At 72.0% G+C, this 14085-nt stretch carries 17 protein-coding genes and 1 tRNA gene; 6 read left to right on the top strand and 12 right to left on the bottom strand.

Translation table 11 applies throughout. From position 1 onward, the window contains the following. Positions 1-62: 62 nt before the first annotated feature. The 7 genes from ACMGFG_RS06375 to ACMGFG_RS06345 all read right to left on the bottom strand — a co-directional run bounded on the left by ACMGFG_RS06375 (position 63) and on the right by ACMGFG_RS06345 (position 4633). Positions 63-515, bottom strand: a complete 453-nt coding sequence (locus ACMGFG_RS06375; RefSeq protein ID WP_436929503.1) for a DUF7992 family protein — start codon at positions 513-515, stop codon at positions 63-65. 81 nt (positions 516-596) lie between these two features. Further along, positions 597-1139, bottom strand: a complete 543-nt coding sequence (locus ACMGFG_RS06370; protein WP_436929540.1) for an NTP transferase domain-containing protein — start codon at positions 1137-1139, stop codon at positions 597-599. After that, entirely contained in the window at positions 1139-1975 is an 837-nt protein-coding gene (gene cobS / locus ACMGFG_RS06365; RefSeq protein WP_436929502.1) for an adenosylcobinamide-GDP ribazoletransferase, read from the bottom strand. The genes ACMGFG_RS06370 and cobS overlap by 1 nt, the downstream gene beginning before the upstream one ends. Then, positions 1966-2958 (bottom strand): CobD/CbiB family cobalamin biosynthesis protein, encoded by a 993-nt coding sequence (locus ACMGFG_RS06360; RefSeq protein ID WP_436929501.1) that lies wholly within the window; start codon positions 2956-2958, stop codon positions 1966-1968. Before ACMGFG_RS06360 ends, cobS begins: the two co-directional genes overlap by 10 nt. After that, positions 2949-3578 carry an HAD family hydrolase gene (locus ACMGFG_RS06355; protein ID WP_436929500.1) on the bottom strand — a complete coding sequence of 210 codons (630 nt, stop codon included), beginning with the start codon at positions 3576-3578 and terminating at the stop codon, positions 2949-2951. Before ACMGFG_RS06355 ends, ACMGFG_RS06360 begins: the two co-directional genes overlap by 10 nt. Before the next feature lie 253 nt (positions 3579-3831). Next, positions 3832-4005, bottom strand: coding sequence for a hydrogenase maturation nickel metallochaperone HypA (locus tag ACMGFG_RS06350; RefSeq protein ID WP_167837378.1), 174 nt, complete (start codon positions 4003-4005; stop codon positions 3832-3834). A 241-nt stretch (positions 4006-4246) separates the two neighbouring features. Further along, on the bottom strand, positions 4247-4633 hold the full coding sequence (locus ACMGFG_RS06345; protein ID WP_436929499.1) for a hypothetical protein: 387 nt from the start codon (positions 4631-4633) through the stop codon (positions 4247-4249). 160 nt (positions 4634-4793) lie between these two features. Here ACMGFG_RS06345 and ACMGFG_RS06340 point away from each other — a divergent pair, with 160 nt between their 5' ends. Beyond that, positions 4794-5579 carry a formate/nitrite transporter family protein gene (locus ACMGFG_RS06340; RefSeq protein WP_436929498.1) on the top strand — a complete coding sequence of 262 codons (786 nt, stop codon included), beginning with the start codon at positions 4794-4796 and terminating at the stop codon, positions 5577-5579. A 185-nt stretch (positions 5580-5764) separates the two neighbouring features. Here the strand turns inward: ACMGFG_RS06340 and ACMGFG_RS06335 are convergent, their stop codons facing one another. The 3 genes from ACMGFG_RS06335 to ACMGFG_RS06325 form a co-directional block, all read right to left on the bottom strand. Next, positions 5765-6046: an SPW repeat domain-containing protein gene (locus ACMGFG_RS06335; RefSeq protein WP_436929539.1), complete on the bottom strand. Its 282-nt coding sequence runs from the start codon at positions 6044-6046 to the stop codon at positions 5765-5767. A gap of 9 nt (positions 6047-6055) precedes the next feature. After that, positions 6056-6199: a hypothetical protein gene (locus ACMGFG_RS06330; RefSeq protein ID WP_436929497.1), complete on the bottom strand. Its 144-nt coding sequence runs from the start codon at positions 6197-6199 to the stop codon at positions 6056-6058. A 314-nt stretch (positions 6200-6513) separates the two neighbouring features. Further along, positions 6514-6587, bottom strand: a tRNA-Tyr gene (locus ACMGFG_RS06325). A 166-nt stretch (positions 6588-6753) separates the two neighbouring features. On the opposite strand from ACMGFG_RS06325, the gene ACMGFG_RS06320 reads away from it, so the two are divergent. The 3 genes from ACMGFG_RS06320 to ftsZ all read left to right on the top strand — a co-directional run bounded on the left by ACMGFG_RS06320 (position 6754) and on the right by ftsZ (position 9057). Then, a complete protein-coding gene (locus ACMGFG_RS06320) occupies positions 6754-7353 on the top strand; it encodes a double zinc ribbon domain-containing protein (RefSeq protein ID WP_436929496.1) in 600 nt (199 codons plus the stop codon). Positions 7354-7605: 252 nt separating this feature from the next. Beyond that, on the top strand, positions 7606-7794 hold the full coding sequence (gene cdrS, locus ACMGFG_RS06315) for a transcriptional regulator CdrS (RefSeq protein WP_006881776.1): 189 nt from the start codon (positions 7606-7608) through the stop codon (positions 7792-7794). Between the two features lie 3 nt (positions 7795-7797). After that, the gene (ftsZ, locus tag ACMGFG_RS06310) at positions 7798-9057 is read left to right on the top strand and encodes a cell division protein FtsZ (protein WP_436929495.1); all 1260 of its coding nucleotides are present in this window, start codon (positions 7798-7800) and stop codon (positions 9055-9057) included. A gap of 234 nt (positions 9058-9291) precedes the next feature. On the opposite strand, the gene ncsA is transcribed toward ftsZ, so the two are convergent. Both ncsA and ACMGFG_RS06300 read right to left on the bottom strand, forming a co-directional pair. Further along, positions 9292-10311: a tRNA 2-thiolation protein NcsA gene (gene ncsA, locus ACMGFG_RS06305; RefSeq protein ID WP_436929494.1), complete on the bottom strand. Its 1020-nt coding sequence runs from the start codon at positions 10309-10311 to the stop codon at positions 9292-9294. Positions 10312-10400: 89 nt separating this feature from the next. Further along, positions 10401-12059 carry a sensor histidine kinase gene (locus ACMGFG_RS06300; RefSeq protein WP_436929493.1) on the bottom strand — a complete coding sequence of 553 codons (1659 nt, stop codon included), beginning with the start codon at positions 12057-12059 and terminating at the stop codon, positions 10401-10403. Positions 12060-12181: 122 nt separating this feature from the next. On the opposite strand from ACMGFG_RS06300, the gene ACMGFG_RS06295 reads away from it, so the two are divergent. Together ACMGFG_RS06295 and ACMGFG_RS06290 are read left to right on the top strand one after the other, a co-directional pair. Next, on the top strand, positions 12182-12835 hold the full coding sequence (locus ACMGFG_RS06295) for a DUF7095 family protein (protein WP_436929492.1): 654 nt from the start codon (positions 12182-12184) through the stop codon (positions 12833-12835). A 350-nt stretch (positions 12836-13185) separates the two neighbouring features. Then, positions 13186-14022: a deoxyribonuclease IV gene (locus ACMGFG_RS06290; RefSeq protein WP_436929491.1), complete on the top strand. Its 837-nt coding sequence runs from the start codon at positions 13186-13188 to the stop codon at positions 14020-14022. Positions 14023-14085 lie beyond the last annotated feature (63 nt).

Raw genomic sequence — 14085 nt, 5'->3', positions numbered from 1 at the left:
GGATGTCCCACACACAGCCGCTCGGGACGCCCGCGAGCGGCGATTCGGGTTCTACCGCCGGCCTACTCCCAGGTGTAGCCGAACGCCTCGGAACTGCGGTCGATGTAGCGATTTTCGAGCACCTCGCTGACGGTCCGGCCGAGTTCGTCGATCGCCTCCTCGATGTCGGCGCGGTCGGCGCGGTCGAGCCGCTCGTCCCAGGGCTCGGGGAGGTCCGCGGCGAGTTCGGGCGCGAGGTACCCCACGTCGCCGGCCGACTCGTTCCAGTAGAAATCGAGGGCGTCGAGCAGGCCCAGCGCGCGGGCGGCCTCGAACTGGTCGGCGTCCATGTAGGTGTGGTCGGCCCACTCGAGGAAGCCGTCCTCCCAGGCGCCCTCTTCGAGGAACTCCGCGAGCGCCTCGCGGCGGCCCTCCTCGCCGGTTCTGGTCTCCGGTTCCTCGACGGCGTCGTAGTCGCCGGGGTCCTCCGCAGCGTCGAGTCGCGGCGGGTCGGGCACCTCGGGGTCGAATGACATACCCCACCTTCGGCGGTGAGCCCATTGAGGGTTTCCCACCGGCGGACCGACCGTTCGGGAGACGGCCAGCGCGGCGCCGTCTCAGAGCAGGAGTCGCTCGGCGACCTCGGCGTCCTCGCGGCGGTTGACGTTGACCGCCAGGCGGGCGTCGTCGCGGACGAGCGTCCGGTCGGGGCCGTCGCCGACGACGTTGACGCCCGCGGGCGCGAGTTCCTCGCCGTCGTGGACGAACGTCGTGTCGACGCTGACGCCGAGCGCGCTCTTGAGGAAGGTCGGCGTCGCGACGGTCAGCGACCCCGCCTCGTGGGCGTCGAGGACGCCGTCGACCGCCTCGGCGTCCAGCAGCGGCAGGTCCGCGGCGACGGTCACCACCGGCTCGGTGACCCGCTCGTCGGCCAGGGCGTGCTGCAGGTCCGCGACGTACCCCTCGCCGGGCGTCTCGACGGTCGGGCAGTCGACGTGGGCCGCGGTCTCCGGCGCGTGCGGCGAGACGACGGCGTACACCCGGTCGACCCGGCTGTCTGCCAGCGCGGCGAGCACCCGGTCGACCATCGGCTCGCCGTCGACGGGAAACAGGGGCTTCTCGCCGTCGTAGTCGAGCCGGGTGCCCTTCCCGCCGCAGATCACCAGGGCGTCCACGCGACCACCTCCCCGAGACCCACCGACTCCCCGAGCGCCGCGGGCGTCGCGAGGTCCGCGCGGTGGGCGACCAGCCCGGCGTGGAGCGCGACCACCCGCGCGAGTTCGTTCGCCCCGCCGACCACGTCGCCGGTCACGCCGCCCAGCCGCTCGCGCGCCCACCACAGGAGCGCGAGGGCGACCGCCAGCGCGCTCGCGAGCGCCGCGACGGCCGCGAGCGACGGGAGCGTCAGCGCGACCGCGGGTACGGCGAGCACGAGCGGAGTGACCACCCCCCGGGGCGGCGTCTCGTCGGCGACCGCCGCCCCGAAACCGTCGTGGGCCGCCGAGCCGAGCGCGACCAGCGTCGCCATCGCGGCCTTCGCGGCGACCTCGGCGGCGACGACCAGCCCGACCGCCGCCGCAACCGGCAGCGCCGCGAGCCCCGTCCCTGCGAGCGCCAGCCCGGCGACCACCGCCGCGAGCGCGAGCGTCCCGCCCACGCCCAGGACGGTGTCGCCCATCACCTCCCGGCGGCGCTCGGCGTCGCCGTGGACGACGGCCGCGTCGCCCAGGTCCGCAACGCCGTCGAAGTGGTTGATCCCGGTCAGCGCGACGACGGCGAGGAGGTACGCGAGCGCGACCGTCACCCCCGGGACGGGCGCGGCGACGCCGGCGGCGACCGGGACGGCGACGACGGCGCCCAGCAGATAGCCCGCGACCGGCAGTGTCCACGGCGCCCGGCGGAACGCCTCCCAGGCGCGCTCGTCGCGGCCGACGGGCAGCCGGGAGAGGAAGCCCAGCGCGCCGCGGACCGCCGTCAGTCCCCCGCTCAGGCCCACGTGACCACCCCCGGACCCACGTACGTCACCGCGCCCGCACCCAGGTACGCCAGTCCGCCGGCCAGTCCCACCCGGGCGAGCGCCCGCTCGGCGTCGTCGGCCGTCGGCAGCGCCGCGTCGGCGTTGATGTCGTAGGCGCCCGGCTTGACGAGCCGCACGTCCAGCGCGGCGGCGACGGTCCCCATCGGCCACCCCGAGTTCGGCGAGGGGACGCGGTCGAGCCAGCGTCGCGCGGCGACGAGCGAGCCCGGCGCCAGCGTCGCGGCGGCGATCAGGACCGCGCTCGCCCGCGCGGGGAGCCACATCACGGCGTCGTCCAGCCGCGCGGGCGCCCACCCGACGGGCTTGGACCGGTAGCCGAGCATCGAGTCCATCGTGTTCACCGCCTTGACCCACGCCGCCCCCGCCGCGCCGAGCGCGACCGCCGCGACGGCGGGGTCGACGCTCGCCGGGACCGGCCCCGATAGCGGCCCGGCCGACAGCGCTGCGTCGGCAGCGACCGCCAGGGCGGCGAACGCGCCCAGCGGCGCGACCAGTCCGTCCGCGAGGTTCTCGGCGACGCTCTCGACGACCGCGCTCCGGACCTCGCCGGGCGACAGCGCCGCGGCGTCCCGGCCGGCCAGCGCCCGCAGTTCCGAGCGGGCCGCCTCCAGGTCCGTCTCGGTCAGCGCCGTCACCTCGCTGGCGACCGCGAGCAGCCGCCGGAGGCTCGTCGTCAGGAACAGGGCGACGCCGCCGGCGACGGCGCCCGCGAGGGGTCGCCAGGCGCCCGCCGCAGCGACGACGGCGCCGACGGCCAGCGCCGCGACCAGCGGGAGCGCGACGGTCGCGAGCACACCGACGACCCGTGGACGACTCCACGCCCGGTCCAGCGGCCCGACCAGCCGCCCGAACCAGGCGACGGGGTGGGCGCGCGTCGGCGGCTCGCCGACGGCCGCGTCGAGCGCGAACGCCAGCCCGACCGCGCCGGCGCTCAGCGACATCCCATCGCCTCCAGTTCCCCGGGGAGGTCCGTCAGTTCGGTGTCGGTCAGGAGGACGCTCCGCGCGCCGGCGTCCTCGGCGCCGCCGTCGGTCGCGGGGTCGTCGCCGACGTGGACCAGATCCGCGACCGCCACGTCCAGGGCGTCGGCGATGGCCTCGAACGCGCGGCGGTCGGGCTTGCGGTACCCGCAGCCGACGCTGGCGACGACCGCGTCGAACCGGTCGGCGTCGAGGGTCGACCGCGCCAGCGTCCGCTCGACCAGCCCCGCGACGCTGCAGTTCGAGAGCACGCCGACCGGCCCGCGCTCGGCGGCGGCCGCGACGGCGGTCTCGGCACCATCGCGGGTCTCGACCGGCCCGTCGAACGCCGCGCGAATGGCCGCCGCGACCGTCTCCGCGTCGGCGTCGACCCCGCGGCTCGCGAGGGCGTGTCGGACGTGGTCCGACAGCGGGAGCTCCGCACCCGCCTCGACGGTGACCTGCGGCTCGCGGTAGACCGTCGCCCAGTCGTCGGGGACCGCGACGCCGCGCTCGCGGAGTTCACGAGCGACCGCGGCGGCGGGCTCGGCCGGCCGGGAGACGGCGACGAGCGTGCCGAACAGGTCGAGGGAGACTGCCACGACCCCCTCGTCGAACCGCCGCACCTTGAACGATACGGACTGTTCAGCCCCGCGGCGACCGCGTGACTGCGGCTGGCCCCCGGGTGCCGACCGCCGTCCCGGTCCGTGACCGACGGAGCGGCGGCTCTGCGGCGAGGGTCGCGATAAATATTGAGTGTGCGGGCCGGTTCGGCCCCGGGTCACATGGGTCGTGGGCCGCGCGCCCGGCTTCGGGCAGGCCTGAGCTGTCGGCGAGGCGTCCGGACGGCCGTCGTCAGCGGCTGCCGCCCGCGTTCACCCACTTGGCCCGTCGGATGTCGTACTTCCCACAGACCGGACAGGTGTGATACTGGACGTCGAACTGCGTCTCGCACGCGAGACACAGGTACGGCGACGCCTCGGACTTCGACAGCCCTGAAGCGCGTTTGGCCCGTTCCAAGACGCCCATCGTGACCACACCGATCACAGGACCGCTCCCACTAAAAAGAGCGAGGATAGTTTACACCCGGCGAAAACGCCCCCGTCACGGCCTAAATCCGCTCTACACCGCGATCCCGTCGACGGGGTGCGAAAGCGGATCGACCGCGCCAGCGCGGGCCGAGACGGGCCGATACCGCCGACGCGCACCGGCGGGCAGGCCCGGGGCGGACGGTCACTCGCGCCGCGGGGCGACTCGCCCGCGCCGCCGTTCACTCCCCGTTGGACCCCTCGCGGTCGTCCCCCTCGGTCACCGGGACGCGGGTGGGGCCGTCGTCGTCCCCGTGGCCCCCGCGGTGGCGGCGCTGGCCGTCGCCGCCGACCGGGAGCTTCTCGCGCACGTCGCTGGCGAACGACTCCACCCGGTGGCGCACTGTCGAGGCCTCCTCCTCGAACTGTTCGACGTTGCGCTCGACGTAGTGGACCCGCTCTTTGGGGATCTGTCTCATCAGGTCGTTGCCGTCGTCGTCGCTCCCCGACCGGAGCATCCAGTGGTCGCGCGCGTAGACGACCTCCTCGTTGTCGACCGTCAGCTCGGTCGTCCCGTCCTCGGGGTCGTCGTAGACGATCGTCGCCTGGCCGAGTTCGATCTCGTCCATACCCCGGCTTGGGGTCCCAGGGTTTTACGCTCGGCGGCGACGGGCGTTGACTACCCGGCGTCAGCGCGCTCCCGCCCGCGAGCGCCCGACGCCAGTCGGGGTCTCGATCCCGTTCGATGGCCGGCCGGCGGCTTATCCACCCGACGCTCCAAACGGGCGCGTGGCGGAGCAACTGGACCCCGGGGAGATCTTCGACCGGGCCGTCGCGGAGGGCGAGCGTCGCCTCGACCAGTCGGCGCTCGAACTCGTCTCGACGAGCTTCATCGCGGGCTTTACCGTCCTGTTCGGCATCGTCGCGCTGGGTATCGTCGAGGGGCTCGTCGAGCCGGTCGTCGGCCACGCCGCCAAGGTCGCCGGCGCGCTCGCCTTCGCGCCCGGGCTCGTCTTTCTCGTCGCCGGTCGGACCGAGCTGTTCAACGAGAACTTCTCCGACCCGGCCGCGGCCGCGGTCGAGCGCGGCGTCTCGGCACTGCCGTCGCTGCTCCGCCTGTGGGCGCTCACGTTCGTCTTCAACCTCCTCGGCGGCGGCCTGCTGGCGCTCGTGTTCGCCGTCGAGGGGGCGATCCCTTCGGCCGGCGCCGAGGCGCTCCGGCGCTTCGCCGAGGAGACCGCCGGTCGAACCCCCCGCGCCTGGTTCACCCGCGGCATCGCCGGCGGCGCGCTCGTGAGTCTGCTCTCGTTCCTCGTGGTCTCGGTCCGGAGCGACGGGAGCCGGCTGTGGCTCGCCTACGCCGTCGGCTTCATGCTCGCGCTCGGCCCGTTCGACCACGTCGTCGTCTCCGTCCTCCACGTCGTGCTCGGGCAGCTGCTGGGCGCGTCGGTCGGGTGGGGCAGGCTCGCCGCGCTGACCGGCGTCGTCACCGCCGGGAACGTCGCCGGCGGCCTCGGCCTCGTCACCGTCACACACGTCACACAGGCGATGGGCGCCGACACGGCCGGGGAGTGACAGCGTGTGTGGCCCCTGATACCCGGAGTCCGCCGGCGCGCCTGTGGAGGGGTCGGGGGTCGGCTGCGCGCCGGCGGCCGGGACATCACGGTGGGCTGGCAGACGCCAACCCCAGGGAACTCTGGACTGGTCAGCCAAAATCCCCCGGATCGCTCGGTCCGACCCGGGCCGACGGCCCCGACCCGTCACTCGGTGGGCGTCTCCACGTCCGTGTCGCGGGCCTCGTAGCCGCTGTAGAGCGCCAGGACCCCGGTCGCGACGTAGTTCCACGCGACGGCGGCGTCGGGGTCGAGTTCGAACAGCCACGGGGAGACGAGCAGCCACAGCCCGAGCAGGCCGACGAAGCCCGCCGCCGCGACGCTCCCCAGCCGCTCGCCCGCCCGGCGGGCGTAGTTGTACCCGCCCAGCAGCGCCAGGGTGACCCCGACGACCACGCTGTTGAACCCCATCGTGTCGCCGAACTCCAGCGCGAACAGTCACGGCGACGCGACCAGGTACGCGCCCAGCAGCGCGGTCGCCAGCGACACCCACGTCCCGTGTTCCGCGGGGTTCGTGTCGACCGTCGGCTCCTCGGTGTCGACGCCCGCCGCCCGCTGGTCGCGGTCGCGCTCCGGGCCCACGTCGTCGGGCTCGCCCCGTAGCTCCCCGCATCGTCGCTGTCGGACACGCCCGGGCCGTCGCTGTCTGACGCCGCGGTGGCGTCGTCTCGGTCGCTCATGAGTCTCTGCCGACTCGGGTCCGAACCCGCAAAAGCGGAGAGCTTGTGTGCGAAACGGTCCACGGAGGCGTCCGCCCGTCCCGCGGTCGGTCCGCCACCGTCCGCCCGCGGGTCGGTCGAGCGGGCTACTGGGGCCGCCCGCCAGGCGCCGCTCGCGAGTCGAACCGGTCGCGCGGGAGGGACGCGGCGCTCGAGAGGGGGGTGCCGGGAGAAGTATCCGCCCTCCCCGATTTGAACGGGGGGCAAGTCGATCTACAGTCGACTGCTCTACCAGTCTGAGCTAAGGGCGGGCACACGAAGGTAGCCGCCGTGTCGGACTTAACCGTTTTGACTCGCCGCGGGGGTGGGTGAGTGACCCAGCCACACGCCCGCCGACGGACACCCCGGGCGACAGACACGCGTCAGACACTCCGGGAAGATTGAAATACCCGCGTACCGACGGATCGGACGAGTCGGATGAGCAAGATAACCTTCCGCGCGGACGACGACCTCATCGAGCGACTCGAGGAGTTCGACGCCTCGAAGAGCGAGATCATGCGGGAGGCCCTGCGGGAGTACCTCGGCGACGCGTCGGACGCGCGGCCGAGCGGGTCGACGGCGTCGGCGTCGACCGCGGAGGCGTCGGACACGAGCGAGTCCATCGACGACCTCATCGCCGAGCGCGTCGACGCCATCGTCGCCGACCGGCTGGAGGGCGCGTTTACGCCGAGTCAGCCGCAGGACATCAACGTAAACATCGCTCTCGACGGCGAAAACGCCGGTGCGAGCAGTGCCGAAGCGGACGCGTCACCGGCGCCCACCCCCGACACGTCCGGCGCTGATCCCGGTCGTAAGACAGGCGCGGACGCGGGCGAAAACGCGCCCGAGGACGCGGAGCGCTCGTGCGCCAAATGCGGCGAAACCGTCTCCGCTGGGCACGTTTACTGTCCGAACTGCGGGGAGAAGGCGTCCCACCGTGTCTTCTGCGACTGCGGGGACGAGCTCCGGTCGGACTGGGCCTTCTGCCCCAGCTGCGGCCGCCGTACCCCCGCAGCGGACGTACTCGATCAGCCATGAATACGCCGCAAACGCCATTTTCAGAGCGTTAAACGGCGTAAACGGAAAAGTGTATGACGCTCGCCGTTACCTTTATAACCCTGCACCCGGATGTAATTCTTGCGTAAGACGGTCGTCTTACACGGGCCGCGGCGCGGACGTGTGACCCGCGCCATCGTGCGATTACGCCGGATGGGCGTTCGACGTCACCGTGTAAGACGAACGGGCGACCGCGTCCGCGGATGCCGTCTTACCCAAAGGGGAACATCAAACATGGAGCGTGTGACACTACGGATTCCGAAGCAGCAGATCGAAGAGGTCGAGCGAATGGTCGAAACGGGGGAGTACCCCAACCGGAGCGAAGCCATCCGGGCGGCCGTCCGCGAGAAACTGAACGAGCAGGACGGGAGCAAGGAGCGCCCGTCCGAGAAACGGAAGCGCCGCAGCTTCCAGAGGGCCTGAACGATGCAGGATATCGTCAAGGAGGCCCTCGAACGGGACGAGCAGGAACAGAACCAGATGGACGAGCAGGAGGGCGACGGCTTCGGCGACCCCCGGATCGTCATCGTCGGTTGCGGCGGCGCCGGGAACAACACCGTCAACCGCCTGTACAACATCGGCGTCGACGGTGCCGACACCGTCGCCATCAACACCGACAAGCAGCACCTGCAGATGATCGAGGCCGACACGAAGATCCTCGTCGGCAAGTCGCTGACCAACGGGCTCGGCGCCGGCGGCGACCCCGAGATGGGCAAGCGCGCCACCGAGATGGCCCAGGGCACCATCGAAGAGGTGCTGGGCGACGCGGACCTGGTGTTCGTCACCGCCGGCATGGGCGGCGGGACGGGCACCGGCGCGGCGCCGGTCGTCTCGAACATCGCCAAAGACCAGGGCGCCATCGTCGTCGGCATGGTGTCGACGCCGTTCAACGTCGAGCGCGCCCGCACGGTCAAGGCCGAGCAGGGGCTGGAGACCCTCCGCAGCGAGGCGGACTCCATCATCGTGCTGGACAACAACCGCCTGCTCGACTACGTCCCGAACCTGCCCATCGGCAAGGCCTTCTCCGTGATGGACCAGATCATCGCGGAGACGGTCAAGGGCATCTCGGAGACGATCACCCAGCCCTCGCTCATCAACCTGGACTACGCCGACATGACCGCCATCATGAACCAGGGCGGCGTCGCGGTGATGCTCGTCGGCGAGACCCAGGACAAGAACAAGACCGAGGAAGTGGTGAAAGACGCGATGAACCACCCGCTGCTGGACGTGGACTACCGCGGGGCCACCGGCGGCCTCGTCCACATCACGGGCGGCCCGGACCTCGCGCTGAAGGAGGCCGAGGGCATCGCGCAGAACATCACCGAGCGCCTCGACGCGAGCGCCAACGTCATCTGGGGCGCGCGCATCGAGGAGGAGTACAAGGGCAAGGTGCGGGTCATGGCCATCATGACCGGCGTCAAGTCCGCGCAGGTCCTCGGTCCGACGACCCAGAAGCAGGCCGACAAGTCCCGCCAGGCGCTGGACGACGTGGACGACGTGGACGAATCGACCTTCGACGCCAGCCAGAACGTCGACACCGAGTTCGGCGACTCCGGCGGCATGGGCGGCGGTGCCGGCGGCGGTGCCGGTGGTAGCTCGGGCGGCGAGCCCGACTACGGCCACACCGACGGCGGCCGCGACAACCTCGAGAAGAACAACGGGCTGGACGTCATCCGCCCGGACTAGGGCTCCCGGGTCGACCCCACTGGAGACCCCTCCACCGTTTCCAGGGACCGCTCGACCCACTTTTCTGTTTTCGCCCGGCCAGTGACGACGCCGACCGCCCCGACGGTGTGACGGCGCGTCCGACTCGCCGCGGCTGTCCGACGGCCGGAGCGCACCGCCCGTCACACAGTGTCTGACGGTGAAGACGGCGACAGACGGGCGCTGCCCGAGAAGTGCGAGCGAGTATCGATCCGGTCAGGCCGCTTCCAGCGCCTCGAGCAGGTCGCACTTCCGACACACGTCCCGGCCGGTCGGCGCGCCGCAGTTGTCGCACTCCCCGTAGTCGGCGGCTTCGCTCCCGCCGAACGCCGACGCGGCCAGCGCCGCGAACTGCTCGTAGCCGGCCATGACCGAGTGGCGCGTCCCGGGGTGGTTGTCCTCCATGTCGAGCAACAGTTGCTGGACCTCGCCGCGGTAGGCCTCCTCGGCGTGGGGACACTCGGTGATGTGGGCGGGCAGGTCCCGCAGGTGGGCGTACAGCGCCACCTCCTTCTCGGGCACGTCCCGCAGCGGCTTGGCCCGCGGGACGTGGTGGTCCTGTGGGTTCCGCGGCCGCTCGGTCGGGTCCGCGGGCGGGTCGACCGGCTTCCCGTCGCGGTCCTCCTCGGGGAACGGCCCCAGCGACGCGTCGTAGTGGTTCGCCATCTGCTGGACGTCGCCCTCGAAGACGTTCATCAGCGCGGTCTGGGCCTCGTCGTCTAAGTTGTGGCCGGTCAGCAGTTTGTCGGCGCCGAGCTTCTCGGCGTACCGCTCCAGCACGTCGCGGCGGAAGACGCCGCAGTAGGCGCAGGCGGCCATCCCCTCGGGGTCGTCCTCGACCACGTCGTCCATCCGGACGCCGAACTCCTCGGCGTAGGAGACCACCTCGTGGCGCAGGTCGAGGTCCGCGGTGAGTTCCTCGCAGGCCTCGATCGACTCGTCGCGGTAGCCCTCGATGCCCTCGTGGATCGAGAGGGCGACGAGTTCGATCCGGGGGTCCTCGCGGAAGGTGTCGTGGAGGACCTCGGTGAGGACGACCGAGTCCTTCCCGCCGGAGAGGCCGATCACCCACGTTTCGGGGTCCTCCGGCGTCGCGGAGCGCGGGACCAGGTTGTCCTCGCGGACGCGCCGGCGGACGCGGGTCTCGACGGTCCGGCAGAAGTGCTCCTCGCAGAGGTGCAGCCCCGAGTAGGCGGCGCCCATCACCGCCGCCGACCCGCACTTGTCGCAGTCCATCGCCCCGACCTACCGGGGCGACGGCCCTCAGGGTTTCGCTCCCCGCCCGTCGGGACGCCCGCCGCCGGTCGCTCCCCCGCTCGGCTCTCTCACCCGTCGCTCGATCCGTCCGCGCCGTCGCCGGGATCGCGGGGGACCGTGACGGTGACGGTCGTGCCGTCGTCGACGGCGACGTCGATCTCGCCGTCGGCCCAGTGGACCAGCCAGGTGACCAGCCAGAGGCCGAGGCCGGCGCCGTGCTGGGTCGGCGTCTCGACGAAGCTCTCGGTGAGCACGCGCTGTTCGACGGGGGGCATCCCCGGCCCGTCGTCGGCGACGGTAAACCGCACCGTCCCCTCGTCGACGGCCGCGTCGATCTCGACGGTCGGCTCCGGGGCGTCGTTGTGCGTGACCGCGTTGCGCGCGAGTTCGTCCAGCACGACGAGCAACAGGTCCCCGCTGGGGACCGAGACGCGCTCGTCGGGGCCCGCCGTCCGCACGTCCGCGTGGGGGAACTCCTCGTGGACCGTCGCCGCCACGTCCGCGACGATGTCGGCGGCCGGTCGGGCAGTCGTCTCCTCGGGGCGCGCGCCGAGCGACGACTCGACGGCCCGCGCGTGGTCGGCCAACTCCAGCAGCGACTCGCCGCGGCGGCGGATCCGGTCGGCCTCCGTCCGGGTCGTCTCGTCGTCCGTCCGCTCGGCGATGCGGTCGGCGTTACCGACGACGACAGTCATCGCGTTGCGGAGGTTGTGCCGCAGCACGCGGTTGAGGACGATCACCTCGGTGCGCCGCTGGGCGAGCGTCTCGCTCAGGTCGTTGAACCCCCCTTCGAGCTCGGTCCACTCCGTCGCGCCCGTCAGCGAGACGGTCGAGCCGTAGTCGCCGTCGACCAGCGCTCCGAACCCGTCGCGGAGCCGCTCGATGTTGCCGACGAACTCCCGGTAGATCCAGACCCCGAAGACGGCCACCGACAGCAACACCAGCCCGAACGCGGCGGCCTGGGCGGCCGTGGCAGCCCACAGCCGCGACTCGAAGGCGGCCCGCGTCGTCGTCGCCGAGACCGTCCAGCCGGTCGCCCGGACGGGCTCGGTGACCGCGATCAGGTCCGCGTCCGCGGCCGCGTCCGTTCCCGTGACCGGCCCGGCCGCGTACAGCGTCGTCCCGTTCGCGGCGATCCGGACCCCCTGGGTCGGCCCGGAGTTGGCCCGGACGATAGACGCCAGGTCCCCCTGGTCGAGGTGGAACGCGGCGTTGAACGTCCCGACGGTCTCGCCCGCCTCGCGTAGCGGCGTGCTCACCGTCACGATGAGGTTCCCCGTCTCGGCCCTGACCGGGTCGCTGACGTAGGTCTCGCCGGCCATCGCCCGCCTGAAGTACGTCCGGTCGCCGAACCCGCTCCCGACGATCCGCTCGCGGGCGTCCGCGGAGAGCCCCTCCGAGTACAGCCCCGTCATCGTCCCGTTGGCCGCGATCACGGAGGCGCCGCTGAACTCCGTGGTCCCCACGAACGACCGCAGCCGCGCCGCCTGCTGTGGCGACCCGTGCTCGGCCAGCGACGGCGCCGACCCCCACAGCTGGACCTGTCGCTCCCGCTCCGCGAGCACGGCGTCGAGCTGTGTCGCCACGGACTCGGCGGAGTGGGCAAGGTCGGTCCGCTCCTGGCCGACGACCGCGTCCCGGTAGAGGACGAACCCGACCAGCGACGTGGCCGACAGCACCAGCGCCACCAGCGCCAGCGCCAGGACGAACCGCGTCCGGAGGCGCATCGACTACCCATTTCCGACTACCCGTATAAAACTCCGTGCCTCCGGGATCGACCTGTGATACCACCGCCGCGAGCGGGGCCATCGAGAAACCGTTTTCCCCCTCCGGCGGCTACGCCGGCCCGATGACCGACCTCTCGCGCGAGGAGGCCGTCGCCCGCGTCGAGGAGCTCGTCGCCCGCGTCGAGGACGACCGCATGCCCGTCCCCGTCCGGGAGATCTGGGTCTTCGGCGACGTGACGCTCGGCCTCGACCCCGTCGAGCGCCTCGACATCTATCTCACCAAGGACATCCTCGTCGGCGGCGACGACAGCGAGGTCGACCCCGACGACCTCGCGCTCGGCGTCGACGGGATCGGCGAGACGGTCCGGGCCGACTGGGCCGCCGAACACACCGAGCACGTCCGCACCAACGCCAACGGCTACGCCGCCCCCGAGAAGTGTCTCGCCGCCCACCTCGTCGACGACGACGAACCCGTCCACCTCGAAGTGTGCAACGCCTCCTTCGACGACAACGTCACCCAGCGCCTGGAGGGCGCGCTCGCCACCGACGACTACGAGCAGATCCTCGACCCCCGCGGGGCCTGCCTGTGGGTCGACGGCCAGCGCAGCGAGGAGGCGTTCCGGAAACTGCGCGAGGGCGAGTTCGTCCTCCCGACGCTCTCGGGCGCCCTGGAGATGCTCGGCGCCGACCCCGAGGTCGCCGAGGAGGCCGCCGACGCCCTCCGCGCCTACCGCGAGCGCCAGGAGGGCGCGTCCGTCCGCGGCGACGTCGTCTGACCGGCCCCGTTCGGACGGCCCCGCGGTAACGACCGCCGAACTGCAGTCACTCCCGAATCAATGACTGCCTGACGCCGGTCAAGCGGTGCATTACAATCGGCCGCGACGGGCTACGTTGGGGTATGCTCCTGTGGGCGATCCTCGTCGGCGTGCTCGCCTGGGCGCTGGTCACCCTGCTGTTCCTGACGCTCGTGTACGCCTACGGGGTCCGACGCCGTCGGCGGGCGCGTGTGTGACTGCCGGCGGCGTGTGACCGCCGGCGCGCTCGACGACGGTCGGCTGTCGGGGCGGTCTCGGCCGGCCCGCGCCGGTCCGATACGACTATCCCGGTCGACTCCCTGCGGTCGGCCATGACCCGTGTCGGCGCACACACATCGATCGCGGGCGGCGTCCCCAACGCCGTCGACGAACAGCTGGAGATCGGCGGCAACTGCGGCCAGATCTTCTCGCACTCGCCGCAGGTCTGGCAGGACCCGTCGATCGGCGACGACGAAGCCGCACAGTTCCGCGAACTGACAGACGAGCACGACCTCGGCCCGTGGGTGATCCACTCCTCCTATCTCGTCAACCTCTGTACCCCGAAAGACGACCTCCGCGAGAAGTCCGTCGACTCGATGCAGAAGGAGGTCGACGCCGCCGACAAGCTCGGCATCGAGTACGTCAACGTCCACCTCGGCGCCCACACGGGCGCGGGCGTCGACGGCGGCCTCGACAACGCCGCGGGCGCGCTGGACGAACTGGAGATTCCCCAGGGCGTCACCGTCCTCGTCGAGTCCGACGCCGGCTCTGGCACGAAACTCGGCGGCGACTTCGAACACCTCGCGGACGTGCTCGCCCGCTCCGAGCAGGACCTGGACGTGTGTCTCGACACCGCTCACATGTTCGCGGCGGGCTACGACCTCTCGACGCCAGAGGGGGTCGCGGAGACCGTCGCCGAGTTCGACGACGTGGTCGGGCTGGAGCACCTGGAGTGTATCCACCTCAACGACTCGAAACACGCCTGCGGGACGAACAAGGACGAACACGCCCACATCGGCGAGGGCGAGATCGGCGAGGACGGCATGCGCGCGTTCCTGAACCACGAGGACCTGCTGGACGTGCCGCTCGTGCTGGAGACGCCGACCGAGGACGGCAAGAGCTACGCCTGGAACGTCGAGCGCGTCCACGAGCTGCGGGACGGGGAGTAGCGGACGAGAGCGGAGTCCCGCGCAATCGCGGCGACGGCGGGCGGAAGTTGGTGGCGGAGTATG

Origin of the sequence: Halosimplex halobium (assembly GCF_051414055.1) — an archaeon.
GTDB classification, from domain to species: domain Archaea; phylum Halobacteriota; class Halobacteria; order Halobacteriales; family Haloarculaceae; genus Halosimplex; species Halosimplex halobium.
This window is presented reverse-complemented; position numbering and strand designations above follow the sequence as displayed.

Excerpts from the sequence above, each read along its gene's own strand:
- ncsA (WP_436929494.1), bottom strand. The coding sequence starts at position 10,311 with ATGGACTGCGACAAGTGCGGGTCGGCGGCGGTGATGGGCGCCGCCTAC.
- ACMGFG_RS06320 (WP_436929496.1), top strand. The coding sequence starts at position 6,754 with ATGAGCAAGATAACCTTCCGCGCGGACGACGACCTCATCGAGCGACTC.
- cdrS (WP_006881776.1), top strand. The coding sequence starts at position 7,606 with ATGGAGCGTGTGACACTACGGATTCCGAAGCAGCAGATCGAAGAGGTC.
- ACMGFG_RS06300 (WP_436929493.1), bottom strand. The coding sequence starts at position 12,059 with ATGCGCCTCCGGACGCGGTTCGTCCTGGCGCTGGCGCTGGTGGCGCTG.
- ACMGFG_RS06295 (WP_436929492.1), top strand. The coding sequence starts at position 12,182 with ATGACCGACCTCTCGCGCGAGGAGGCCGTCGCCCGCGTCGAGGAGCTC.
- ftsZ (WP_436929495.1), top strand. The coding sequence starts at position 7,798 with ATGCAGGATATCGTCAAGGAGGCCCTCGAACGGGACGAGCAGGAACAG.
- ACMGFG_RS06290 (WP_436929491.1), top strand. The coding sequence starts at position 13,186 with ATGACCCGTGTCGGCGCACACACATCGATCGCGGGCGGCGTCCCCAAC.
- ACMGFG_RS06360 (WP_436929501.1), bottom strand. The coding sequence starts at position 2,958 with ATGTCGCTGAGCGCCGGCGCGGTCGGGCTGGCGTTCGCGCTCGACGCG.
- ACMGFG_RS06375 (WP_436929503.1), bottom strand. The coding sequence starts at position 515 with ATGTCATTCGACCCCGAGGTGCCCGACCCGCCGCGACTCGACGCTGCG.
- ACMGFG_RS06350 (WP_167837378.1), bottom strand. The coding sequence starts at position 4,005 with ATGGGCGTCTTGGAACGGGCCAAACGCGCTTCAGGGCTGTCGAAGTCC.
- ACMGFG_RS06345 (WP_436929499.1), bottom strand. The coding sequence starts at position 4,633 with ATGGACGAGATCGAACTCGGCCAGGCGACGATCGTCTACGACGACCCC.